Origin of the sequence: Paenibacillus sp. F411 (assembly GCF_017582705.1) — a bacterium.
In the GTDB taxonomy this organism is placed as follows: Bacteria; Bacillota; Bacilli; order Paenibacillales; family Paenibacillaceae; genus Paenibacillus_AQ; species Paenibacillus_AQ algicola.
This window is the reverse complement of record NZ_JAGFIP010000002.1, coordinates 64,888-87,229: the sequence shown is the minus strand read 5'-3', so window position 1 is coordinate 87,229 and position 22,342 is coordinate 64,888. Positions and strand designations below refer to the sequence as shown.

20 protein-coding genes and 1 pseudogene are annotated in these 22,342 nt (G+C 47.0%); 9 read left to right on the top strand and 12 right to left on the bottom strand.

Annotated features, from left to right (window positions below):
- Positions 1 to 2: 2 nt before the first annotated feature.
- The 6 genes from JJQ72_RS02820 to JJQ72_RS02795 all read left to right on the top strand — a co-directional run bounded on the left by JJQ72_RS02820 (position 3) and on the right by JJQ72_RS02795 (position 5,877).
- Positions 3 to 521 (top strand): ribonuclease FAU-1 family protein, encoded by a 519-nt coding sequence (locus tag JJQ72_RS02820; RefSeq protein WP_243895839.1) that lies wholly within the window; start codon positions 3 to 5, stop codon positions 519 to 521.
- Positions 522 to 1,458: 937 nt separating this feature from the next.
- Positions 1,459 to 2,529: a hypothetical protein gene (locus JJQ72_RS02815; RefSeq protein ID WP_243895838.1), complete on the top strand. Its 1,071-nt coding sequence runs from the start codon at positions 1,459 to 1,461 to the stop codon at positions 2,527 to 2,529.
- Between the two features lie 110 nt (positions 2,530 to 2,639).
- Entirely contained in the window at positions 2,640 to 3,317 is a 678-nt protein-coding gene (locus JJQ72_RS02810; protein WP_208202693.1) for a hypothetical protein, read from the top strand.
- Positions 3,318 to 3,447: 130 nt separating this feature from the next.
- Positions 3,448 to 3,876 carry a hypothetical protein gene (locus JJQ72_RS02805; RefSeq protein ID WP_208202692.1) on the top strand — a complete coding sequence of 143 codons (429 nt, stop codon included), beginning with the start codon at positions 3,448 to 3,450 and terminating at the stop codon, positions 3,874 to 3,876.
- Between the two features lie 508 nt (positions 3,877 to 4,384).
- Complete coding sequence (locus tag JJQ72_RS02800) at positions 4,385 to 4,741, top strand: hypothetical protein (RefSeq protein WP_208202691.1); 357 nt, start codon at positions 4,385 to 4,387, stop codon at positions 4,739 to 4,741.
- On the top strand, positions 4,738 to 5,877 hold the full coding sequence (locus JJQ72_RS02795) for a serine hydrolase domain-containing protein (protein ID WP_243895837.1): 1,140 nt from the start codon (positions 4,738 to 4,740) through the stop codon (positions 5,875 to 5,877). The genes JJQ72_RS02800 and JJQ72_RS02795 overlap by 4 nt, the downstream gene beginning before the upstream one ends.
- A 275-nt stretch (positions 5,878 to 6,152) precedes the next feature.
- On the opposite strand, the gene JJQ72_RS02790 is transcribed toward JJQ72_RS02795, so the two are convergent.
- Positions 6,153 to 6,581, bottom strand: coding sequence for an SRPBCC family protein (locus JJQ72_RS02790; protein ID WP_481856819.1), 429 nt, complete (start codon positions 6,579 to 6,581; stop codon positions 6,153 to 6,155).
- 639 nt (positions 6,582 to 7,220) lie between these two features.
- On the opposite strand from JJQ72_RS02790, the gene ppk1 reads away from it, so the two are divergent.
- Positions 7,221 to 9,302: a polyphosphate kinase 1 gene (ppk1, locus tag JJQ72_RS02785; protein ID WP_208202690.1), complete on the top strand. Its 2,082-nt coding sequence runs from the start codon at positions 7,221 to 7,223 to the stop codon at positions 9,300 to 9,302.
- On the opposite strand, the gene JJQ72_RS02780 is transcribed toward ppk1, so the two are convergent.
- The 4 genes from JJQ72_RS02780 to JJQ72_RS20400 form a co-directional block, all read right to left on the bottom strand.
- A complete protein-coding gene (locus JJQ72_RS02780) occupies positions 9,291 to 10,808 on the bottom strand; it encodes a Ppx/GppA phosphatase family protein (RefSeq protein ID WP_208202689.1) in 1,518 nt (505 codons plus the stop codon). The genes ppk1 and JJQ72_RS02780 overlap by 12 nt on opposite strands.
- 108 nt (positions 10,809 to 10,916) lie before the next feature.
- A complete protein-coding gene (locus tag JJQ72_RS02775) occupies positions 10,917 to 11,777 on the bottom strand; it encodes a formylglycine-generating enzyme family protein (protein ID WP_208202688.1) in 861 nt (286 codons plus the stop codon).
- Positions 11,778 to 11,884: 107 nt separating this feature from the next.
- Positions 11,885 to 12,526: a glycoside hydrolase family 11 protein gene (locus JJQ72_RS02770; RefSeq protein WP_208202687.1), complete on the bottom strand. Its 642-nt coding sequence runs from the start codon at positions 12,524 to 12,526 to the stop codon at positions 11,885 to 11,887.
- A 202-nt stretch (positions 12,527 to 12,728) separates the two neighbouring features.
- Positions 12,729 to 12,848, bottom strand: a complete 120-nt coding sequence (locus tag JJQ72_RS20400; RefSeq protein WP_243895836.1) for a DUF6254 family protein — start codon at positions 12,846 to 12,848, stop codon at positions 12,729 to 12,731.
- A gap of 169 nt (positions 12,849 to 13,017) precedes the next feature.
- Here JJQ72_RS20400 and JJQ72_RS02765 point away from each other — a divergent pair, with 169 nt between their 5' ends.
- Positions 13,018 to 13,503 carry a pyridoxamine 5'-phosphate oxidase family protein gene (locus JJQ72_RS02765; protein WP_208202686.1) on the top strand — a complete coding sequence of 162 codons (486 nt, stop codon included), beginning with the start codon at positions 13,018 to 13,020 and terminating at the stop codon, positions 13,501 to 13,503.
- An 87-nt stretch (positions 13,504 to 13,590) separates the two neighbouring features.
- Here JJQ72_RS02765 and JJQ72_RS02760 read toward each other — a convergent pair whose 3' ends face one another.
- Together JJQ72_RS02760 and JJQ72_RS02755 are read right to left on the bottom strand one after the other, a co-directional pair.
- On the bottom strand, positions 13,591 to 14,730 hold the full coding sequence (locus JJQ72_RS02760) for a sensor histidine kinase (protein WP_208202685.1): 1,140 nt from the start codon (positions 14,728 to 14,730) through the stop codon (positions 13,591 to 13,593).
- 125 nt (positions 14,731 to 14,855) lie between these two features.
- Positions 14,856 to 16,760, bottom strand: a complete 1,905-nt coding sequence (locus JJQ72_RS02755; RefSeq protein WP_208202684.1) for a PAS domain S-box protein — start codon at positions 16,758 to 16,760, stop codon at positions 14,856 to 14,858.
- 153 nt (positions 16,761 to 16,913) lie between these two features.
- On the opposite strand from JJQ72_RS02755, the pseudogene JJQ72_RS02750 reads away from it, so the two are divergent.
- Positions 16,914 to 18,074, top strand: a pseudogene (locus JJQ72_RS02750) (MFS transporter).
- Between the two features lie 181 nt (positions 18,075 to 18,255).
- On the opposite strand, the gene JJQ72_RS02745 reads toward JJQ72_RS02750, so the two are convergent.
- The 5 genes from JJQ72_RS02745 to JJQ72_RS02725 all read right to left on the bottom strand — a co-directional run bounded on the left by JJQ72_RS02745 (position 18,256) and on the right by JJQ72_RS02725 (position 22,326).
- A complete protein-coding gene (locus JJQ72_RS02745; protein WP_138225866.1) occupies positions 18,256 to 19,065 on the bottom strand; it encodes an undecaprenyl-diphosphate phosphatase in 810 nt (269 codons plus the stop codon).
- A gap of 108 nt (positions 19,066 to 19,173) precedes the next feature.
- Positions 19,174 to 19,401: a sulfurtransferase-like selenium metabolism protein YedF gene (gene yedF, locus JJQ72_RS02740; RefSeq protein ID WP_138225867.1), complete on the bottom strand. Its 228-nt coding sequence runs from the start codon at positions 19,399 to 19,401 to the stop codon at positions 19,174 to 19,176.
- Positions 19,391 to 20,545 (bottom strand): selenium metabolism membrane protein YedE/FdhT, encoded by a 1,155-nt coding sequence (gene yedE / locus JJQ72_RS02735; protein ID WP_208202862.1) that lies wholly within the window; start codon positions 20,543 to 20,545, stop codon positions 19,391 to 19,393. The genes yedF and yedE overlap by 11 nt, the downstream gene beginning before the upstream one ends.
- 198 nt (positions 20,546 to 20,743) lie before the next feature.
- Positions 20,744 to 21,892: a mannitol-1-phosphate 5-dehydrogenase gene (locus tag JJQ72_RS02730; protein WP_208202683.1), complete on the bottom strand. Its 1,149-nt coding sequence runs from the start codon at positions 21,890 to 21,892 to the stop codon at positions 20,744 to 20,746.
- Positions 21,889 to 22,326, bottom strand: coding sequence for a PTS mannitol transporter subunit IIA (locus JJQ72_RS02725; RefSeq protein ID WP_138225869.1), 438 nt, complete (start codon positions 22,324 to 22,326; stop codon positions 21,889 to 21,891). Before JJQ72_RS02725 ends, JJQ72_RS02730 begins: the two co-directional genes overlap by 4 nt.
- Positions 22,327 to 22,342: the final 16 nt, after the last annotated feature.

The following is a 22,342-nucleotide window of genomic DNA, read 5'->3' as shown; positions in this document are numbered from 1 at the left end:
CCATGACCCGAATGATGCATCTTCAAGCCCTCAAGCACCCCAACCGTCCTCATTACGAATGGAGCGGGGAGCGGCTTGAACAGAACGACGAATATGTTATGGTCTTGTGCCAACCGGGCCGCAAGCTGATTCACCATACCAAGAAAAGTGTATTCATCATGGATAATACTTCACTGGAGCTGTTTTTTTTAAAGGAATGGTTCACCGTGGCTATCGGCATCGAGGATGGAAAGGCGGTCTCGTACTACTGCAATGTAGCGATGCCGTCGATCGTTACAGAAACAGGGATCTCTTTCGTAGATCTCGATCTGGATTTAATCAAGCAGCCTGGCGAAGATTGGAAGGTGGTTGACGAGGACGAGTTTGCTTCTAATAGCATCATCCTCAATTATTCAGCAGAGCTGCAGACCAGTGCCAGAGCGGCACTGGCACGCTTGCTGGAGCGTGCGGTCAATGGAATATTTCCATTTGACGAACATGTACTCGGGCAGCTGCCTGCCGGCTTTAACCATCAACAATGACAAGCCCTTGGAATTTAAACTCTGGTCTTTACCGTTGCTCTAGGCTTTATGGAGAACGAAGCCAGGTTACACAACTTCAAACACGGATCAGAGCCTACAATAAAGGAGAGAATGATGTTAAAATTGGGTGGCAATGAAGTAAAAATATCTGTACCTGAGTCAACGTTTAGCTTAGTTCAAAAGAATAAAACCTATTTCATAACATACCATCATAATTTCTTCAGAGGTAACTATATAAAAAATCTCAATCTATCTGATCCACCCAAGTAATACATTAAATGCAGCGAAGATCGTGAGCAGAAACATTTATATTTTGAATCGATCTCAATCTACTTATAGAAAGTCGCTAATATTCTCAAGAACAGACGCCTATGCGACATTCCTATTTTGATAAATGAGCATGTATAAAGTATACAGAGGAAAAGTGATAAACAGAAAGAAGTAGTAATTACTACCAATAATAAAATACATTGTTACTAGTAATACTATACCTGCTAAATTAAGAATAACGATCCGGTACATGGTTTGAACGAGGACGTACTTACCTATGAGAAAACTCAAACTGCTTGCAACAAAATTGAATAGATGTGCAAACATACTTAGGAACAAAAATGATAATAACCACTGACCACGATCACGATGTAGAGAGGAATTCATTTCTGAAGTTGCCATTAGGGCGCCAATAAGAACGCTTATTAAAAATGAAACAAGAGTTACACCAACAACAAATTCCTTTTTTAATTTCTCCATAATACACTCCTTAAATATGTAATTTATCTTTTATAATAATACATACATACTAAAATACCAAGGATTACATATTATACTATATATGACACTAAATAATAATAAAATCAATGAATTATGAAACTTTTACTATAGCATGGGTGTTATTATAGCTGAACGGATTATTTAATCGGTTATAGGAGAAATTTATTTGAAAAAAACTCAGATCTCATTTTGGTTATTGTGTATTGCAATGTTACTGGTTTCATGTTTTTCTTCTAAAGAATCAAGTTCCGAAACATCAAATACAGCCTCCCGTGCTCCTGCTGCTAGTCCAGAGAAGCAATCACCGGCCCCTACAGCAGATTACATTACATTGACTTATTCAGAATATGCGACTACAGATGAGAATGGAGCCATAAAGACACAAATACTAAGCTATGATACGGATACAAAGAAAATAAAAACAGTCTTTCAATTCGATTATACAGCTCAATATCCATTAGGCTTCTATGATAAACCAAATCAATTAGTATACTATACTCAAAGGGTAGGAACAGACAAGGATCATGGAGATCAAATCTTTGTCAAAGATTTATTGAGTGAAAAAAACACTCAACTTACAGATAACTTATTTGCAGTCAACTATATTATTCCCTCAGGGGATCAATTGTTTTTTGTGGCTAATGTTAAAGGTGAGCAAGCCATACGATTAGGAGCTGTTGATCTAAACTCCATGGAGATGACACTATGGGGTGATGATGACATGTTGGTAGAAGCTATTACATTAGATCAAAATAACAAAAAAATATATGCTTCTGCGTACTCTTTGAAGGAAAGGCAATATAATCTGGCACATCAAGATGGACCCGTGGGACAGAATAATTTCAAAATGCCAACGTATACGATATACGAAACGGATTACAATTTAAAAGAAAAAACAAAGCTATTTAGTAACAATTATTGGATTCGAATGCTCATGAATAAAGAAGGTCATGTTATTGCATTTGGTGATAAGAAATATAACCAGGGGCAAGTACCCTCTATGGTTGTTGATTACGATACTGGAAACAAGACTATTAGTTTGAGTAAGTGGGGAACTACAAGATTACAAAGGGGAGAGGCTAATTACTCTTATGACGGCAGCAAAATATATGCGATAGCAGTCGTTAAAAATGAACGTGGATTATTTGAATATGATGTGAAAAGCAATAAATTCACTGCTCTATTTACACCTTCGGCTGGGTTCATTAATAATATTCAGGTTGTAAGAGGATTCTAATACAAAGTATTACGGTAGAGATCGTGGACTGGATATGGGAGCTGGTGCTCCGGCGCCATTTTACCCATGAAATAAAGGAGGCGGATTCATATGATCCAGAGGTGGCTAATGTGAGAAAACAACGATGGTTTTGGAAGACATCTGCAGCAGCGGCAGGTATTACTTTAATTGGATTTATCGTATTTGCTTGGTTTTTACCGATGAATCTGACAAATCCGGCTGCTGACCCCGCCATTGATCAGACTTTAAGTCAGGTCATTACAGAAAGGTATCGCGCCCTAAACGTATCGGGTTTCGACTTAGATGAAATCGTACATAAAGAATGGACCGACAATGGTGTACTTGTATTTTATACAAAAGATTACGGTCAAAATGATGATGAAGACGTGGATTTGAACTTGGAATATTGGAAGAAGACACTTACGGGCTGGAAATGGGTAACAGGGGGCGGTTATCAGTTCAGCAGCCTGAAAAATTTGAAGCAGGATGAGAGCCTGATCTTTGAATATGTAACAGGAACTGAACCGGACGGATCGGGAGAACCGCTGCTACCGATCGTCTATGGGGAATCGTTTAAACCGGATGTAGTTAATATTGAATTGACTGATAAACAGAATCAATATAAGCAGGTTGCGAAAATGATTCATATTCAAGACGACCGCACGATCTGGTTTGCCCGTTTTCCAATTTCCATGGGTATGAACATCGAAATTCAAGGCCTAGATGAGTCCGGAAAAGCCGTGGTAATAAAAAACATGGATATTCCGGCTACGCCTATTGAGAAGTGAATTAGAAATTAAAAAATACTTATCCCTTCTCCCGTTTTGATATAGAGGGAGCACTACATGCCCAGTGGGCTGAGTTCGAAGAATTAAGCAATGCTCTATGAGTTTTTCAGGTAGAGGTTAAGGGGGGAATATGATGAAAATAAAATTATTTCATATCTTAATATGCGCTTCATTGTTGGTCTTGATTCTAAGTAGCTGCCAAACTTCTAATCAGTCCGATATGGTAGGAGTAAGCAAGGAATCAAAAGAACTAGAGACCTTCTATCCTAGCGACATTACACTGGTTGATTCTATTGAAATAATGAGTGGCGATAATGGTACAAAAAAAACAACTACAGATCAAGTACTAATTCAGGAATGGATCGAAAAGGTGCGCCACTTGAAAATCATACTTGATCCAGACCGAGAAGATTCATCAGGGGTTTTGTTCCATGTCACTATGTTAGAGCAAGGTGAAAAAAAGTTGTATATGACGCCAATCAATATTAATCATTACCGGATGGAGACGCAATCGGAATTAGCAGACCGAATGACAGAGCTTTACGATTCTATAAAATAAGGTGATAATACCACTAAAGTCATGTGTCGGGTGACAAAACATAGTAATATAAAAAGCCGCTGATATTGCGGCTTTTTATATTTATGTTATCAAGTTCTTGTCAAAACACAATGATTTTATAAGCGAGCAGTCCCGAGCCAAAAAGGGAAATGATATTTTGGATGAAGGAACTAAACCCAATGATTGTGACACATGTAGATTGACACAAAAGTACCCTTTTAAAAATCCTTAGTCTATAAGATTTTTTTTAATTATGAGGGGAGAATTGTGTCATTTTTTTGTGACACAAATATCCCCTTATGCTTGGAGATTGACACAAATATCCCCTTTTGTTCTACGGTAGTGAAACAAAACCCCCTTTTACTTAGCGGAGATATTTATAGAAAAGCAGTGGAAGGGACAACAGCAGGCTTCTTCTACCTGAATAGGGGGAAGATCGCAAAAAATAGAGCTAAAAACGAACTTAAGGAGATCCAACTGATAGAGAAATCTCAAAAGGATGAGACATATGCACCGAAAATCCATATCTCCTCAAACAAATGAACTGGAATGGCTTCAAGCATCATACGACAAGAAGAAGAACCGGTCACTTGAAAATACAATTCGTAAGAACCAAAAGCTTTATAATCATTTTCTTCAGCACAGAACAACCAAGGTTTATAAGCCGCGCAATAGGTCATCTAAGCCCTTAGATAATGATCTGGATGCATTCAAACACATTAAACAGGATCGCGACATAGATCGAGTCAGACAGCATTATATGCAGTTAACCAAGCCAGATTTGCTGATTCGGATGGAACAATATATTGCATATCAGAATCAGCATTGGTTGAAAAACGAATTTGAAAAGTTTATCAACGAATGAATCCTATCTCTTTAACAAGCAATAACCATCAAAAGAAAGGGCAGATTAATTATTTTCTGTCCTTTTCAGAATTTAACAAAAATGTTACTGTTAACAAGAACAAACATTCCCATTTAGAGGTGAAAAGGATGGATATCTTTAATAATCTGGATCAATATACAAATCAAATCAAAGACCGTATCGCTGCTTCTGCAGCAGCAATATGCGTAATGAAAGACAACAAGATTATACATGAATGGTATTCTGGTTTTCATCATTTCCATAAAGGAGCTAGGAAGGTCGATGAATCTTCTCAATTTAATGTTTATTCAACAAGAGTTACGTATGTGGGGCTTGCCGCTGCTATTGCCATAAATGATGGTGCAATAAAAAGCCTGGATGAGCCAATAAGTAATTATCTTAAGAACTACGATCTTAACATTCTCGGTAACACCACAATAAGACACCTGGTCACAAGAACAACTGGGTTACAATTCCAGGGAAATGGAGTAGTTTTACGTAAGTTTGCAGAAGGTACATCATTTGAAGGGAAAAAACCTGAGGTTTTGGCTGAGATTATTAAGAAAGCTACAGGAAAAACAGTTGCAGAAATAATTACTGAACGAGTCTTTAAACCTTTAGGATTAACTCAAACGGAGTGGAGAACAGAAGGGAAAGAAACTCTGGTTTGTGATATAAATGATCCTAATACATATCCTACTTTAAGACTCGAGTCAAATGAAGGTAGTGATCGTAATCTTTACATAACAGCGAGAGAACTTGCTTTGTGGGGGAACTTGCATCTGAATAAGGGAGCAATACAAGGACAACAGATTCTTCCTAAGGCTTTATTCGAAGATGTTACCTCTGTTAAGACTCCCAACTCACTGCCTGATCAGTTGCCTAGAATAGGATATTTTTGGTGGATACAAGATAAGAAGGTTGCGAACTCCGAAATTGGACCAGATCTTCCTGAAGGAACATACCAAATCCTAGGGGCATCGGGTTGTTCATGTGCTGTAATCCCTGAACACAATGCGGTGGTTGTTCGAATGACGAATAGTCTATGGACTTTTGGCGGAAAGAACGGGTTCGATTACGTATCTGATATTCAAAGCTTTGGTAATCTTATTACACGGGCTTTAAACCAGCTTTAAACCAACCACAACACTCAAATGTATCTTAATGATCCAAGAAAGGCTGCCAATTGACTCGGCAGCCTTTTTGTATGGTGTGGTTTATAAATGGGGGTAATTAGCAACTTATTATTTTAAACATGAAAAATAGGGTTATATAATGTGTGACACCAAATAGAAATCTAATAACAACGGGGTTAAAATACATATGTACAAAATACGAGTTTTGTGTAATTGATCTTTAAATTTCTTTATTATTGTTAATTTCAAGTAGTTTTTTGAGTCTCAAGTCATTGTCACTCATATTCATGAGCATCTGGCGCTTTATCTGAAATCAAATTTAATTCAACATTATGCTCCAACAATGCTTTCAACCCACATAACACCATTGTAAATCCACCGACAGAGTCCATACACTGACGAATAATTTCATCATCGCTGCCTGTAAATCCATAGTTTTCAATTGTAACGAACGTCTCGTGATCTGCTCTTGATGTAAAAACCCAATCAATGGTAGTACCATCGGACGATTCGACAATAATTCGTTTATGCTTGTCAAGCTGTTTCACGAGTATTTCATCCCACACACCATACATTTCCCAATCCCACCGAACGCTTTTACCCACCTCTAATCTTCCGCTACTTTTGGTAAACCAAAATTTGGTAGTTACCTCCGGGTTAATAAAGGCTTCAAATACTAATTCTACAGATTTTCTGATCAGCATTTCTGCTTTTGCAACAGGCCCCTGATTATAAATTACCAACTTGATCCCCCGCTCCCTGGATTCGATAATGATTCCTTCACTTACCTTCTCGGAAGAATAGCCTGCTGCTTCTCGCAGTTGTTGTTTAACCTCAGCTTCCGTCACCTCCACGGTGACGTTAGGGTGGGAGTCACGCGATGATCATTGATGCCCTACTTGCGCGGCAGACGGATTAACGTAAATCTGCTCTTCCGGACCGTCATGGGTTCCTTGTAGAATTCGCCATTGAGAATCAAAGTCCCTCTTCACTGTCCAACATTTCCTAATCTACATTTTGTCTCTACCATTCAAAATAAGAATGATTCCTGTGTGACACGGGAGTCATTTTTATTTTTCACTCGAGAAGAATCCGTATCAAGGTAATGTTGTCTGACATCCTCTCATCCATCTGCCCCATATTGTTTCGGGCAGTGATTCTCTTTATACTATAACTATATAAAAAGTCCTTTTTTTGCTAGCAGCGCATCCAGCTTTTATGCAAATTTGCACATTTTACATTGGCTTTACTTTGCTTTTACATTCTTCTGATGAATGATGTTTTCTATACACGTACAATAAGCATAAGGTCAAGTCTGGATCTTAACGGAGGTTGCTAATGTTATGTTACAAGAAATCATAAAGCAAGGAGAAAAGGGCGTGTCGAACCGCTACTTGAACCGCGATCTGAGCTGGATCGAATTTAATCGAAGAGTGCTGGAGGAAGCTCAGGATGCTGCAACTCCCCTACTCGAACGCGCCAAATTCCTGGCGATTGTAGGCAGTAATCTGGACGAATTTATGGCGGTCCGGGTCGCCGAAACGAAAGAGAAGACAAAGGCAGGCTTTACTCATAAAGATTTTACCGGCTATTCCCCTGCCGGCTTATTTCGTCGTCTGCGAAAAAGAACAACCGCTATGGTCACCGAGCAATACCGCGCTTATCGGGACCTGTCCCGTCAGCTGGTCAAGAAAGGGATTGTGATGCTGGGCTATCACGATCTCAATGCCACCCAGCAAAAAGCAATGGATACATACTATCATGATATTGTATTTCCGGTTCTTACCCCCATGGCCGTGGATCAGAGCCGTCCTTTTCCACTCGTTCACAATAAATATGTGTATTTGGCCGTTGTATTGCGTCAGCATCATAGTGATCTGGAGGATGAACGCTTCTTCGCCATTGTGCAGGTGCCCTCCAATATACCAAGGGTGATTCCGGTCCCCCACCGCTCCAACAGCAAGAAGCGGTCCTTTATTCTTATTGAGGAGCTGATCAAGCATCACATCCAGTCGCTGTTTGGCGGTTACTGGCCTGAGGCAGTCCACGGCTTCCGGCTCACCCGGAATGCGGATCTTACAATTAATGAAGAAGAAGCCGAAGATTTACTGGAAGAAATTGAGAAAGAGTTACGACGCCGACGCCGAGGTGCCCCGGTCAGGCTGGAGGTGGAGAAAGGCATTCATCCGTTTGCACTGGAGCATCTGCAGGAGGAGTTCGGTTTGGCTGATCATGTGTTCGAGGTCGACGGACCACTGGATCTCAGCTTTCTGATTTCGTTCGCGGACAGTATCGAAGGCATGTCTCATCTCCGTTACCCGTCGATCAAGCCGGTATACCCGCAGGAGCTTCACACCGAGCAGGATATGTTCAGCTTGCTGCGTGCACAGGACCGCTTGATGTACCACCCATATGAGTCCTTTGATGCGGTCACTGACTTTATTATTGAGGCAGCAGAGGACCCGCAGGTCATGGCGATCAAGATGACGCTGTACCGCGTCAACGGCGACTCCCGCCTGATCCCGGCACTCGCCCGGGCAGCGGAATCCGGTAAACAGGTCACGGTTGTTGTGGAGCTTAAGGCGAGATTTGATGAAGAGCGGAATATCGCCTGGGCCCGCACATTGGAAAAAGCCGGCTGCCACGTGGTCTACGGACTCGTCGGCTTAAAAACTCATGCTAAGATCATTCTCGTCGTACGGCGCGAGAATCAGGTGCTGAACCGGTATGTGCATGTAGGAACCGGCAATTACAATGAAACAACAGCAAGAATCTATACGGACATCGGATTGCTGACCTCCAATCCAATCATCGGCGAGGATGCATCTGCGCTGTTCAACGAGATTACAGGCTATGCCGCTCAACGAGAGCTGCAAGCCTTCAGCATGGCTCCCACAGGCATGAAGGACAACCTCTTCTCGCTCATTCGCCGGGAAGCGGAGCATGCCGCCGCCGGAAGGCCGGCAAGAATCATTGCCAAGATCAATTCCTTATCCAACCAGGAAATGATTGATGAATTGTATGCCGCCTCCCAGGCCGGAGTGCATATTGATCTGATCGTGCGGGGAGTCTGCTGTCTTCGCCCCGGCATTCAGGGCCTGAGCGAGAATATTCGGGTTCTTAGTATTGTGGACCGCTTCCTGGAGCATTCCCGAATCTTTTACTTCCAAAATGCCGGTACGCCGGATGTATTCCTCTCCAGTGCGGACTGGATGACGCGGAATCTGACACGGAGAATCGAGCTTATGTGCCCCGTGTTCGATCCCAAGCTCAAAGATATTATATGGAGCATCCTGGACCTTTCCTTGCGGGATAACGTGAAAGCCAGAATGCTCCTCCCTAACGGAAGCTATACCCGCGTGAGCAGTGATAGCCAGCTTATACGCAGTCAATTCGAGGCGATGAATATTGCCTCATGGAAGTAAATGAACGGACCAGGATAGGTTGACGTCCCAGGCCTTCTGCACATCCTTCGCAGCGGCCTCCAGCTCGCCCATCTCCAGAACCGGTTCTGTTTTGCAGCTTAGCTGCAAATGCACAGAGCCGGTTTTTGTTTGCGCCGTCACCTCGGTGATACTTCCCAGTTCACTGCGGTCCAGTGCAGCAGCCAGCTTAACCAGTGAGCCCAGGCGGTAAATTCGCATATCATCAGCATCGTGAAGGATGTCTTTGAATTCTTGGATCTGCTCAGGCGTCCTTGCCTTGGGATGATAATCGGCAATCAGGGCCGTGAGCACAGCCTCCCGGTGCGTCATTCCCCGAAGCCCGGCGTTCAGGAGCCAATAATACGTATGCCGGCTGTATTGATAATAGTTAAGCGCAGCTCCGGTTTTGTATAGCCTGCTGGACACCTGGAGCAGCTTCTGATCAAGCTCAAATGGAGCCGGCTCTAGAGCGGCGTAGAGCTGCCTGGCGTGAGCGGATACCCGCTCCAAATGCTCAGGCGGCACGGGCGTGTTAAAGGCAAGAATGTTCTGCAGACTGATCTCCAATGGATCCGGTACGATCGGATGCTCCGGAGTGATCAGCTCCTGAAATAATCCATCCCGCAGGCCCGAGCCGCAGATCATCCACTCTGAGGCCTGAGCGGTGCGGTAGATGGTCTGCATGATAATGACGCCAGGGATAATAATATCGGCGCGGCTTTTGGAGAGACCCGGGATTTTCTTGCGCTGAAGAACCGTCATGCTAGGCAGGCTGTGATAGAGCTCCTCTACATCCTCACCGCGCATCTGATAATGATGCGTGACCGGCAGAGAATAGCGGTGCTTCTTCTGATTCATCTTGCCCACCGTACGGATAGTTCCGCCCAGGCCGATGATTGGCAGACCCGGATTCGAGGCAATCCATTCATGCTGCAGCAGCTGCTCCCGGATAAATTGCTCCAGAGCTTGAGTGTGCTTGGCTTCCCACTGACCGTCTCCACTGAACCGAACATTCATGTTCACCGCTCCAAAAGGAAAAGAGTACGTGTGAATTAGCTGTCGGGACCGGAACAGCGTGACCTCTGTGCTGCCCCCTCCGATATCGATAATAATCCCGTCCTGAGCGTTCATCGTGTTCACAACTCCAAGAAAGCCTGCGGCCCCCTCCTGCTCCCCGGAAAGAACCTCAATGGCCACGCCTGTGTCCTGATAGAGCCATTCAATAATCTGGCTGGAATTCTCGGCATTCCGAATTGCGGCGGTAGCGGCCGCACGCAGATGAGTCACCTTGTATAAATCACAGATGCTTTTGAATTGGCGGATGATGGGTACGATCTTATCCACCGCTTGACGGCTCATGTACCCCTGCTGATCGATTTTCTCGCTGAGTCGGGCGGATTCCTTGCACTCCTGGATGACCCGATAGTGGCCTTGCTCTGTGACCTCATAGATCACTAATCGAATGGAATTGGATCCAATATCCATAATCCCGGCTCTGATGTTCATCGTTCATACTCCTTATCTGTGTCATTGGCAGCTTAGCCATGGGTTGGAATCGCTATTGATATTGTATCAACCAAGCTGCGAATGAACAAATCAGGAGGCAAAAGATGGTTACAGCCTGCTCCGGGCCACCCGAAAGCCCTGATCCGGACCGAAGCCACTGGGTTCGAATTTCCCTCTGAATTCAATGGAATGACTGCCGAGATCACCGATCCACCCGCCACCTTTGACGATGCGGTATACTCCCTGCGGGGTCCCCTCATCGGCCATCCAGTCCTGGACCCATTCCCGCACATTCCCCGACATATCATAAATGCCCAGCTCGTTCGGGAGCTTGCTCCCTACAGGCCGGGTCTGACTGTTATTATTCTCGATGAGAGGCCAGCTCCAGTCTCCGGTCAGGTAGCGGGTACCTGAATTCCGCCAATACCAGGCAACCTCATTGAGATTATGACTGCCGCTATACCTGAATCCCAGGCTCCCAGCTCCTCCGCTAGCCGCATATTCCCACTCCAACACAGTAGGCAAGCGATAACCGTTCGCCTCAGGTTGAATTGTGACGCTCCATTGGAGGGGATCATTGGGGTTGTGATTTTCAGAATCCTGATCTTGAGGATGGATGACATAATACGGCTCCAGGCCCTCCAGCAGGCTTCTTTTATTACAGTATTCAACCGCAGCATACCAGCTCACTCCCTCCACAGGCAGCCCTTTCCCGCGAAAGGCAGATGGGTTATCCTCATAAACCTCATTCCACTCCTCCTGCGTAACTTCATAAGCGCCAATATAAAAAGAAGGCACCTCCACCGCTCGCTCCAGCCCAGTTCCGGATTGGGAAAACGAGGGGTGCTGGAATGTTCCTCCCGGTACAAATATCATAGAGTGCTCCTCGGCCGCCCCCTTACGATCCTCCGTAAATGAGGTCACCAGGAGCATACTTAACACGCACACCATGCCTATGATCCGATTCATAGGACGCTCCTTTCTCCACTCTGTTGATGGATTCTTCTCTTTTCTAAAAAAAAGAAGACCGTCGATCCTGCCAACGGCCTTCCGTCTATAATGCAGCTATTCCGGCATCACCATACGGTGACGTTAGAGCTGCCGCTGCTCTGATAGCCTTCGGTGGCCATGACCTGATAGGACCAGCTCGTTCCGAGATTCATGCCTTTACTCTTCCAAGCATTCACGTGATTGCTGAACGTAATGGCCGCATTGTTACCGGTAGGACGCTTCGATTGACGGACACTCCAGTATTGTTGAAAGGTTTGTGTGCCATCAATGGAAGGAGCATTGTACCGCATGGTCGTGTAAATATCATAGGTGCCGCCATCGCTGGTGACAGTTCCTTTATAAGTGCCTGTCGGTCTGTAGGTGCCCCAGCTGTCCACGACGTAATATTCAATCAAGGAGTTTCGGGTCCAGCCGTACAAGGTAAGATAGCCGTTACCCGATGGCGCCCAGACCCCGGCATTATAGTTCACGACACGATTGGCTGTGCCCGTCTTCCAGCCTTTGCCGACGACAAAGTTCCCGGTGTTTGTCCATTGAACACTATAATTTCCGCCAGCGCCGTTCGTTGCATTGACGGTACCGCCTCCGTCTGTCCAGTTCTGCCAGTAATCTGTAGCCGCATAAGTCGTATGACCGAATACCACCAGGCTCATAGCGGCGGCCAGCATGACGGTGACCCATCGTTTACCTTTTTTCATAACATTCATTCCCTTCATCTTTAATTGGAGTGTGTTATGGACTGCTCGATGCAGCCCGGATTCTTAGCAGCCTCCCTCCTTTCATCCTTATTGTAAAATGATAGCGCATTCATAAATAGTTCCAAATTAAAGCTCCTACCTGAGAAATCTCAGCATTTCATCGCAAAGACTGCCGCATTCACCATGCGGCAGTCCTCTTCGGTCACGAATTCTAATCCATCTTTTCCGCTTCGGAAGCCAGCTCCTTCAGCGATTTGATCTTGCCGTGGGGATGCTGATCCTGCTTTCGTGATTTCCAGGCAGCCTCTGCTCTTCTCTTTTGTTGAGACATCACAGTACCCTCCTTGATGGATTCAAATGAAATGACCTCCATTAGCATTCCACCCCGATTACATTTTCATGCCATCCCTTCTTGCCGGAATCCATGGTTTGTGTCTCAGTCAAGCGTGTAATACTAAGCATATACCTATACATCTACATGGAAGGGAATGAGCTATAGCATGAGTATGACGAAACATCCGGAGGATATTCAAAAGGTCGCTAAGCTGATCAAGGACATCGACACGGCGATGCTGACAACGATTTCTGAAGACGGACTCGTGTCCCGCCCTATGAAAACGCAAGAAGTAGAGTTTGACGGAGATCTGTGGTTCCTGACCAAAAAGGATACTAGCAAGTTTCATGAAATCCTGCATAACAAGCAGGTCAATGTAGCGTATGCTGACAAATCCTATGTCTCGGTGCGTGGCAATGCCGAGCTGATCGACAGCCCGGAGAAGATCAAGGAGTTCTGGAATAAGGCCTATGAAGAAATTTTGGACTGCAGCTATGATGATCCGAGCCTGGTTCTGATCAAGGTGCATGCAGAGACGGCGGAGTACTGGGATTCCGGCAATAAATTCAAGATGATGACGTACATGCTGCGCCGTGCTGTTGGCCAAGATGTAAAGGCTTCGGATATGAATGAGGAAGTAAACCTGAAATAACGCGTTGCCTAAAGAATCAATCTCAAAGATGAAAAGAAACCCCGAGAGCGGCAAAACATTGCAGCTCTTGGGGTTTTGATGCTCACACTAGTTTATGGACTTGAACTTCAGCTCCACGGTGAACGTGGTTCCTGCATCGACTTCACTTTCGACGTGAATCTGTCCTCCCATTAACTCTGCGAGCTCTTTGCAAATGTTCAGGCCTAAGCCGCTGCCGCCAAAGCGGCGGGAGTGGGAAATGTCCGCCTGGACAAAGGTCCCAAACAGACTCTTCATCATGGACTTCGGTATGCCGATCCCTGTATCCTGCACGATAAATGTGATCTCCGCAGACTCGTTATGCTGCTTGACCAGCCTGGCCTGCAGCTGAACACGTCCAGACTCTGTAAATTTAATCGCATTGCTCAGCAGGTTGTCCAGAATCTGCCTTAACCGAAGCGGATCCCCGATCAACACCTCCGGCAGGCTAGGATCAATATCTGTGGACAGCTCCACCTGCTTAAGCCTTGCTGCCGGCTGATGGATCTTGAATAGCTGCTGCAGCAGCTGATCGGGCCTGAATTCGACCTCTTCCACCTTCATTTTTCCCATGCCAAGCTTGGCCATATCCATACTGTTATTTACAAAGCTCAGGAGCACCTCCGCAGATTGCTGTGCAAGCTCCAGATATTCCTCCTGCTCCTGCGGGGAAGCATCCATCCCGGCGAGCTCAATCATATTCATGATGCCGTTAAGCGGCGTTCTGATCTCATGGCTAAGCTTGCCAATGAACTCCATATGCTGTCTGGCATTGTACTCCGCCATTTGTATTGCTAATTGCAGCTGCTGCTCGGCGAATTTACGCTCACTGATATCATATTGAATACCAACGAAATACAAACACTCTCCAGCTTCGTTAAAAATAGGGTCGATGTTCAGCTCGTTCCAGAATTTACGGCCGGCTTTAGTGTAGTTTAAAATCTCGACCTTCGTAGCCTTCTGCTGCTGAATGGCCTGCTTGATCTTGTCCACGGTCTCGCGATCCGTCTCAGGTCCTTGCAGGAAGCGGCAGTTGCTGCCTACGGATTCCTCTACCGAATAGCCGGTCAGCTCCGTGAAATGCTCATTGACATAAATTAAAGGCAGTATCGGATCCCTTGCATCCACTACCGTAACCGAATATTGCAGTCTGGCGATCAGGTATTCCCACGGGATCAACGTGTTTTGCGATTGGGCTTGCTTCATCATGGACCTCCTGTATACTGGCCTCTAGAATCCCTATCATAACATTGAACCTGCAAGCTTTCCACATGGATCTTGGAAAAACGACAATAAAAGCCAATTCCTGTACGGCTCAGGAATTGGCTTGGTGTTTACATCAGGTGCTTCTGCTTCACGAATTGTAGTGCCTTATGAATCGCGTCGCGGGACACAGGCTTGCTAATATACTCGTTCATTCCTGCCTCCAGGCAATGCTCCCGGTCCCCTTTGAGCGCATTGGCCGTGACAGCAACAATGTACGGCTGCCTATCCTCGGGAATAGATTTACGGATTTCCTGGGTTGCAGTCAAGCCGTCCATCACAGGCATATGAATGTCCATGAATACAATATCGTACGGATGACGGGTTAGTGCTTGCAGCGCCTCTTGTCCGTTCGTAGCCACCGAGACACGGTGGCCCATCTTCTCCACCATTTTGCTAAGCACAAGTCTGTTAATCTCATGGTCCTCGACTATAAGTATTCTAGCAGGCTCCAGGTCTTGGTCATAACCTTCCTCCTGAGTCTTGGCGACTTTCATCTTCCCTTCCTTTAGAGGAAACGTAAAATGAAAGCGTGAGCCGCTCTTGCCATCACTATCCGCACAAATCTGTCCGCCCATCATCTCCACGATCCGCTGACAGATGGAGAGTCCGAGTCCGGTTCCCTCATGCCGCTTCATCATGAAGCTGTCAATCTGTGAGAAGGGCTCAAAGATTACCTTCAGCTTATCCGGAGGAATACCAATGCCAGTATCCGCTACCGTGAACAAGAGCATGTCGTCATCGCCACGGCGAGCCTTTGAGACCGCTACCGAGATTTCCCCGCTCCCGGTGAATTTCACCGCGTTACCGAGCAGATTCAGCAGCACCTGCTTTAGACGATCCGCATCACCGAGCAAATGCTCGGGCACATCGTGCTGGATGGAGTATGACAGCCTGAGCTTCTTCACTTCGGCCTTAGCCGACACAATGGAAAGGCATTCCTTCACGATTTGCTGGACATCGAAGATTTGCTCATGCAGCTCACTTTTCCCCGCTTCAATCTTCGATAAATCCAGAATGTTGTTGATAATGGAGAGCAGCGATTCCCCGCTCTGGCGAATGATGCGCAGGTACTCTTTGTGCTCCTCCTCCAGATCGGAATCCAGCAAAATATCCGTCATCCCGATGACACCATTCATCGGTGTCCGAATTTCATGACTCATCATCGCCAGAAACTCACTCTTGGCCTTATTGGTGGCTTCTGCGGTCTCTTTGGCCATAATCAGCTGCTTCTGCTCCGACATGTCCTTGCAGATCATATAGAACCCGATATTCTGCTCATTCACAAAAATCGGCGCAATACTTGTAAGCACTTCCACAAAGTGACCTTCCTTGGTCACCAGGGTATCAATTTCCTGCTCGACGGAGCTGTCATGCAAGGATTCCGTTAAAATGCGGTACACATGGCTCGGACCAATCAGATTGGCAAGCTCCATCCCGATCAGCTCGGTAGACACGTTGTACCCGGTCAGCTTCTCCGCCATAATATTCGCATTGATGATGTTGCCCTTCAAGTCAAAGGATACTACAGCATCGTGATTGTATTTTTTTAGAGAGGTGTAACGCTCTACCGATTCCTGCAGGCGCTGCTCCGATTCTTTTTGCTTCGAAATATCAATCATCTGTGCTATATAGTACATCGGCGCTCCTTGATCATCACTAAACAATCGCACAGAAAACAAGCCCCATATCAAATGGCCGTTACGGTGGATAAATCGCTTCTCAACCTGCAGCTCTGTCTCTGTGCTTCCGGTGAGCCCGAGAATTTGGTTCATAAGTGGAAGAGGTTCTTCCGGGTATGTAAACTCGGCAAGATGCTTGCCGTCCATTTCATGCTGCTGGTATCCAAACATACGTTCGAAGGCCGGGTTAACTGATAATATCAGCCCTTTATGATCCATCAGTGCAATTCCGAATGAGGCGAATTCAAATACTTGGCTATTCAGCGTTGGCTTATCCAGGTTAACACGGTGCATATGTGACCTCCACATGATCAGTGTCTCTCGCATGGTAGAAATAATAGGCTATATACCCAACAATCCGAGGGCTGAAACACACCTTTCAATCTACCTGTCTCATAGGATTGTAAGGGACTCTGTGATATTATGCAATCATGGAGGTTTAAGATGATAAACATACAGCGTTGGATGAGTCGACAGTATTTAAGCTTTTTTGTAACCTGGGGAGTGTTTCTTCCCTTCTGGACCGGGTGGCTGATGGTAGCCAAGGGCTTGAGTGTAGCCGAAGCCAGCCTGATTATGAGTCTGGGTCTAGCCATGAGAGGGCTGTCCACTCTGTTTTTGTTTCCCTGGCTGTCGGCCAGATACAGCAGTAATACCCTGCGGATCGCGATGTCGATCGCGACGCTGCTGGCTATTCTCACCTATATTCCGGCAGAATCCTTTATAGAGCTCATTCTTGCGACGGTGCTGGTGCATATGTTCTACCCAACCATTATGCCGGCGCTCGACAGTGCGGCAGGAATCCTGATTCAGCGCAAGCTGCTGAACAATTATGGACGAAGCCGATCCTTTGGCTCGGCAGGCTTTGTGATGGCGGGTGTGGTGCTTACTTTTTTTACAGGAACGTACGGTGACGGCGTGGTCTTATGGGCACTTATTCTCGGGATGTTTGTATTTGCCGTGCTGAGTCTGCTGCCTGCCCCTGAAGCCCTGCAGGAAGGAACCTCACTGCACCGCTCCCGTAACGGCATGCTGCAGCTGTTCCGTGTTCGTTATTTCGGGATCGTACTGGCTGCCGTCGTTCTGCTGTAGGCGGCCCATGCCTCGTATTACAGCTATGGCTATATTTATTTGCAGCATATTGAGGTCCCTACCTACTGGATCGGGATCATCATAAACATTGCAGTGGTTGCCGAGATTATTTTTTTCGTGGTAGCCGACCGTTATTTTCAGAGCTTCTCTGCCGGGTCTCTGTTGAGTCTTGCGGCGATGGGCTCTACCGTGCGGTGGCTGCTCGTGTTCGCTTTTCCGAATGTGGTGGTGTTCTCGATCTCCCAAGCCCTGCACGCCTTCTCGTTCGCCATGGGTCATTATGCATTTATGCGATTCATCACGCACCATATTCCTCAGTCGCAAATTCCGAATGCTCAAGGGATGTACGGTGCGCTGGCATTAAGCTGGAGTACGGCGATATTAACGCTGTTCGGCGGGTTTCTATATGAAATTCAGCCCGGGTTTGCGTTTCTCGGTATGATTGTGTGTACACTGCCCTCCTTGCTCCTGGCCCTGATGTATCGATCTCAAGAACGCAGAGCTGCTCTAGTATAAAGTAATGCCCTCGGCAGCAGAAGCTGTCCCCCAAAAAAAATGAGGTCATAAACTCAAATAAAGACATGGTAGAGTCTGGGAGGTTAGCCCAGCACCGCCATGTCTTTATTTTTGGTTTCATTTTCACTCAAGGAAGACGTCTCGTTGAGCAAGAAGCTGATCCTTAAGAGATTCTCTTGCTTTATAAGATAAACAATAGCAAAATCCCGACCGCAAAGCAGTAATAGGCGAAATACTTCAGGTTTCCTTTAGCCATCACGTTCATCAGCCATTTCATGGAAAAATAGGTCGTTACCAGTGAAGCTGCAAAGGCAAGTACATAAGGGACCGCCATTGAGGCTCGTTCCGGGTTCTGGGTCAGATCGGAAACACTGAGAATGATCCCGCCGACACTGATCGGAATATAGAGCATGAATGAGAAGCGCAGGGCCGTCTCCTGCTTCATCCCTACCGCCATAGACGAAATGACCGTAGCGCCGGAGCGGCTGATGCCTGGAATCAAGGCAACCGCCTGGGCTAGACCCACAAGCAAGGCGTCACGGACGGAAAGGTCACCGTCTCTTTTTCGTCCCCGTAAATTTCGGATCAGCCATAAGGCGACCCCTGTAACAAGGAGTGAAATGCTGACCGTATGTATGGAAGAGAAGAATTGCTCGATCTGACTCTTGAGCAGGACTGCGGCCAGCGCCGCCGGAATCGTCCCGATCACCACATACAGGCTGAACATGAAATCGGACCGGTACTCCTTCTCCCGCGTAAGGATGAACTTCACAGTGGAAGAGATCAGCCGCGCAATGTCCTGCCTGTAAATGACAGCAATCGCAAACAAGGATGCCGTATTCGTCAGCACTTCAAAAAACAGGCCTTCTTGCTTAAGGCCCATCAGCTCCTGCACAATGACCAGATGACCACTGGAGGATACCGGGATGGGCTCGGTAATGCCCTGTACCATTCCTAGAAATAAATACTTTAACCATAACAATACATCCATTGAACACTCTGCCTCCTGCTTCGTCTTATCGACAATGATGATTCTCTCATTCTACATGAGACAGAGTTAGGACTTCAAATGGTCCGTTCAATGGGTGCTTCCTGAAGACTATACGGTAATAAACAAGCTGAATTCCTGACCCTGCTTCTCGGGCTCCTGAGCCATCGTATAACCATGCTTCACGGCTTCCTCCGGCACGTTACGAAATGCCGACGGACAATCCGAGATCACCTGCAGTGTCTGGCCCTTCTTCATTCCCTGCAGCGCCTCTAAGGTATAGATAACGGGATACGGACAGGATTCGCCGCGTAAATCCAGTGTGAAATCAACGGACATGGGTTGCACCTCCTTTCGTAAAGCCTTTTCCGAAGCGGTAATGCCGCTGCCATACGGCTGCAATAGCGTAGAAGACAGCAAGGACTAGCAGAGTCAGGAGCAGTGCCGCCGCCGGACCCATCACTGAAATCAGATTGACAGGGGCTCCGCTTTCACCCAGATAGCGATAGACTCCCAAATGATCCCAGGAATAAGCAAGCGCCGTGGCGCCCAGAATATTTCCGATAAAGACGGGAACAAAGACGATCTGTCCCTCCATCATCCGGTACATCATCCCGGTTTCACAGCCCCCGGCCATGACGATGCCAAGACCGAACAGCAATCCCCCCACCAGCGTGCTGGGTGCCGCCAGCTTCGTGACCGGGTCCAAGCCCGCCACTAAAATGATAATCAAGGTGGCAATCGCGCTGACGGCCATACCAAGCGTGATCGCCTTGGTCATGGTCGCCCGGCCGCTGATCCACAGATCGCGAAATGCTGAGGTAAAGCAGATCTGACCGCGCTCGATCAGAATGCCAAAAACGGCGCCGAACAGCGCGGCTGTGCCCAGCATAAATTGATTGCTGGCGTAGAAATAAATGATGAGACCAAGATATAAAAAGCCCAGCATCGTCCCCCCTATGGGCTGACGTGATTTTTGCTGTCCGGTTGGCTGAGCCGTACCGCCAGCGCGCAGGACCGGCTTGCCTTTCCACCATTTCATATTCACAAGCTTCGCACCCAGATAAGTGCCTCCGGCGGTAGCGACAATGAACAGCCAGGCGTGCAGAGAAAACTGCGGTACGCCAGTAAAAAATGCAGCCAGGTTGCAGCCCAGCGCCATCCGCGCACCGAAGCCGGCAATGATGCCGCCGGCGAGAGCCTGCACGTACCGTCTTTTTTGACGAGGAAAGCGGATCTTGAAATTACTGCTCAGAAGCACGCTGATGAGCGCACCGATGAACATCCCCCAGACGATCCACCCGTCAGTCCGGCTCCAGGTAGAGCCGTCCAGCTTCACGAGACCGAAATAAGCCCAATCCGATACACCCACACCGAACAGCTCCAGAATATGACCTCCGAAGCGGGTAAACTCCCCGGTCACGGCCCACACCGTATGCGTAATGCCGAAGTACAGCGCACTGAAGATTCCTGCCAGCGCCATTACCAGATATGGACTCCAGTAATGTTTAAATCCGAAATAATACCATTTGTTCACGTTGCTGCTTCTCCCTCTCTCCTTATAAATGCTTCATCAGAAATTCATTTTACTATATTTTCGGAGAAGAGGTTGAGATTTTTTTCCATGCAGGACAAATCAAAAAAAGTCGCTTCCTCTACGGAAACGACCTCTGATCCTAAATTATAAACGATGATATTGATTCACAATTTCCTGATGGACGGGATGGTCCTCAAGGATTCCGGTAATCTCGGTAATTGTCGGAGTCAAGCCACGCAGTCTCAGGCTTTGCTGAATTTGAACCGCCTCTTCGTCCTCGGCTGCGTTAAAGCGGAGTGCTGCTGCCATGGACTTGGCTAGTCCTTGATACGGTAAACCGCGCTCAAAGGCCTGTAAAGCGGGAGAGACGAGACGGTCATTGGGGGAAAGCTTCCGAATTGGAGATCTGCCAATCCGCACAATGTCATCCTGCAGCGCCGGATTCCGAAAACGCTCCAGAATCTTCTGGATGTAGCTATCATGCTCCTTGGGGTCAAAGCCGTGCTTCGCTACCAGCACGGCTCCCGACTCCTGCAGGACCTGAACCAGCTCGTCTTTAATGTCCTGATGGGCCATCGCCTGCTGAATCGTGTCCAGCCCCTTCAAGTATCCACGGTATGCGGCAGAGCAGTGGCCCGTGTTCACGGTGAAGAGCTTGCGCTCAATATACGGTGCAAGCTCCTTTACATACAGCACGCCTTCTACCGGTATGTAGCCTGGCAGCATGCCGGAAGCATCCACGACCCACTCATAAAATGGCTCCACCTCTACCATCAGCGGATTTTCATGCTGCTGCAAAGGGACAATACGATCTACAGCCGCGTTCGGGAAGGCGACAAGACCTTCAGCCTTCTGAATAATTTCACGAGCCAGCAATGGCTCTACATGCTCTTTCAGCTGCGTACTGCCGCCGATCGCATTTTCACAGGCGATAATATGAAGCGGCTTCGGTGAAGGCTCAGCCAGCCGCTGCGATATGGCTGCCGCAATCGTCGGTGCAATATGCTTCAGCACGTTGACGCCGACCGCGGTTGTAATCAGGTCCGCTTCCGCCGCGGCTGCAATCGCTTCAAAGGGCTCCATGGCGCTGTTAATTCCGCTAACCCCGCGGACGATGATTTGCTGCGGCTGATCATCTGCCAGGACGACCGGATACTCTCCCTCCTTTTTCAGGGCACCCACTAACGTGTCATTCACATCGACAAATGTAACCTGATACCCGGCCTGGGATAGCAGCAGACCGATAAAGCCCCTGCCGATATTCCCCGCCCCAAAGTGGACGGCCTTCTTCATCCCTCCAAGCCTCCTTCAAAGATTGAAATGATCTCATCAGCCGTTGCTGCATTCATAATATGCTCCAGGCTCTCCTCTTCGCTGAAGATCATCGCGACATTGGTCAAGATTTGCATATGGTCTCCACCTGCACCTGCAATACCGATCACGACAAATGCCGGCTCATCTCCACCAAAGTCCACGCCTTCCGGAAAGCGTACTACAGAAAGACCCGTAGAATGAATGAGTGCCTTGCCTTCCTTCGTCCCGTGCGGAATCGCCAGGCCGCTGCCCATGTAGGTGGAGGCGATGTCTTCACGCTCGACCATCCGATCAACGTATTCCGGATCAACATGACCGGCTTGAACCAGCAGCTGTCCGGCCATGCGGATCGCTTCATATTTATCATTGGCTTTGGCGTCAAGCACTACTTTATCTGCGGAAAGAATACTCATTATGAACACACCTTTA

Coding starts and splice junctions, on each gene's coding strand:
- JJQ72_RS02760 (WP_208202685.1), bottom strand. CDS start 14,730: ATGATGAAGCAAGCCCAATCGCAAAACACGTTGATCCCGTGGGAATAC.
- JJQ72_RS20400 (WP_243895836.1), bottom strand. CDS start 12,848: ATGTCTCAACAAAAGAGAAGAGCAGAGGCTGCCTGGAAATCACGAAAG.
- JJQ72_RS02765 (WP_208202686.1), top strand. CDS start 13,018: ATGAGTATGACGAAACATCCGGAGGATATTCAAAAGGTCGCTAAGCTG.
- JJQ72_RS02775 (WP_208202688.1), bottom strand. CDS start 11,777: ATGAATCGGATCATAGGCATGGTGTGCGTGTTAAGTATGCTCCTGGTG.
- JJQ72_RS02820 (WP_243895839.1), top strand. CDS start 3: ATGACCCGAATGATGCATCTTCAAGCCCTCAAGCACCCCAACCGTCCT.
- JJQ72_RS02780 (WP_208202689.1), bottom strand. CDS start 10,808: ATGAACATCAGAGCCGGGATTATGGATATTGGATCCAATTCCATTCGA.
- JJQ72_RS02770 (WP_208202687.1), bottom strand. CDS start 12,526: ATGAATGTTATGAAAAAAGGTAAACGATGGGTCACCGTCATGCTGGCC.
- JJQ72_RS02755 (WP_208202684.1), bottom strand. CDS start 16,760: ATGCACCGTGTTAACCTGGATAAGCCAACGCTGAATAGCCAAGTATTT.
- JJQ72_RS02725 (WP_138225869.1), bottom strand. CDS start 22,326: ATGAGTATTCTTTCCGCAGATAAAGTAGTGCTTGACGCCAAAGCCAAT.
- JJQ72_RS02730 (WP_208202683.1), bottom strand. CDS start 21,892: ATGAAGAAGGCCGTCCACTTTGGGGCGGGGAATATCGGCAGGGGCTTT.
- JJQ72_RS02795 (WP_243895837.1), top strand. CDS start 4,738: ATGAATCCTATCTCTTTAACAAGCAATAACCATCAAAAGAAAGGGCAG.
- yedF (WP_138225867.1), bottom strand. CDS start 19,401: ATGTCCGTTGATTTCACACTGGATTTACGCGGCGAATCCTGTCCGTAT.
- yedE (WP_208202862.1), bottom strand. CDS start 20,545: ATGGCGCTGGCAGGAATCTTCAGTGCGCTGTACTTCGGCATTACGCAT.
- JJQ72_RS02800 (WP_208202691.1), top strand. CDS start 4,385: ATGCACCGAAAATCCATATCTCCTCAAACAAATGAACTGGAATGGCTT.
- JJQ72_RS02790 (WP_481856819.1), bottom strand. CDS start 6,581: ATGCTGATCAGAAAATCTGTAGAATTAGTATTTGAAGCCTTTATTAAC.
- ppk1 (WP_208202690.1), top strand. CDS start 7,221: ATGTTACAAGAAATCATAAAGCAAGGAGAAAAGGGCGTGTCGAACCGC.
- JJQ72_RS02805 (WP_208202692.1), top strand. CDS start 3,448: ATGATGAAAATAAAATTATTTCATATCTTAATATGCGCTTCATTGTTG.
- JJQ72_RS02745 (WP_138225866.1), bottom strand. CDS start 19,065: ATGGATGTATTGTTATGGTTAAAGTATTTATTTCTAGGAATGGTACAG.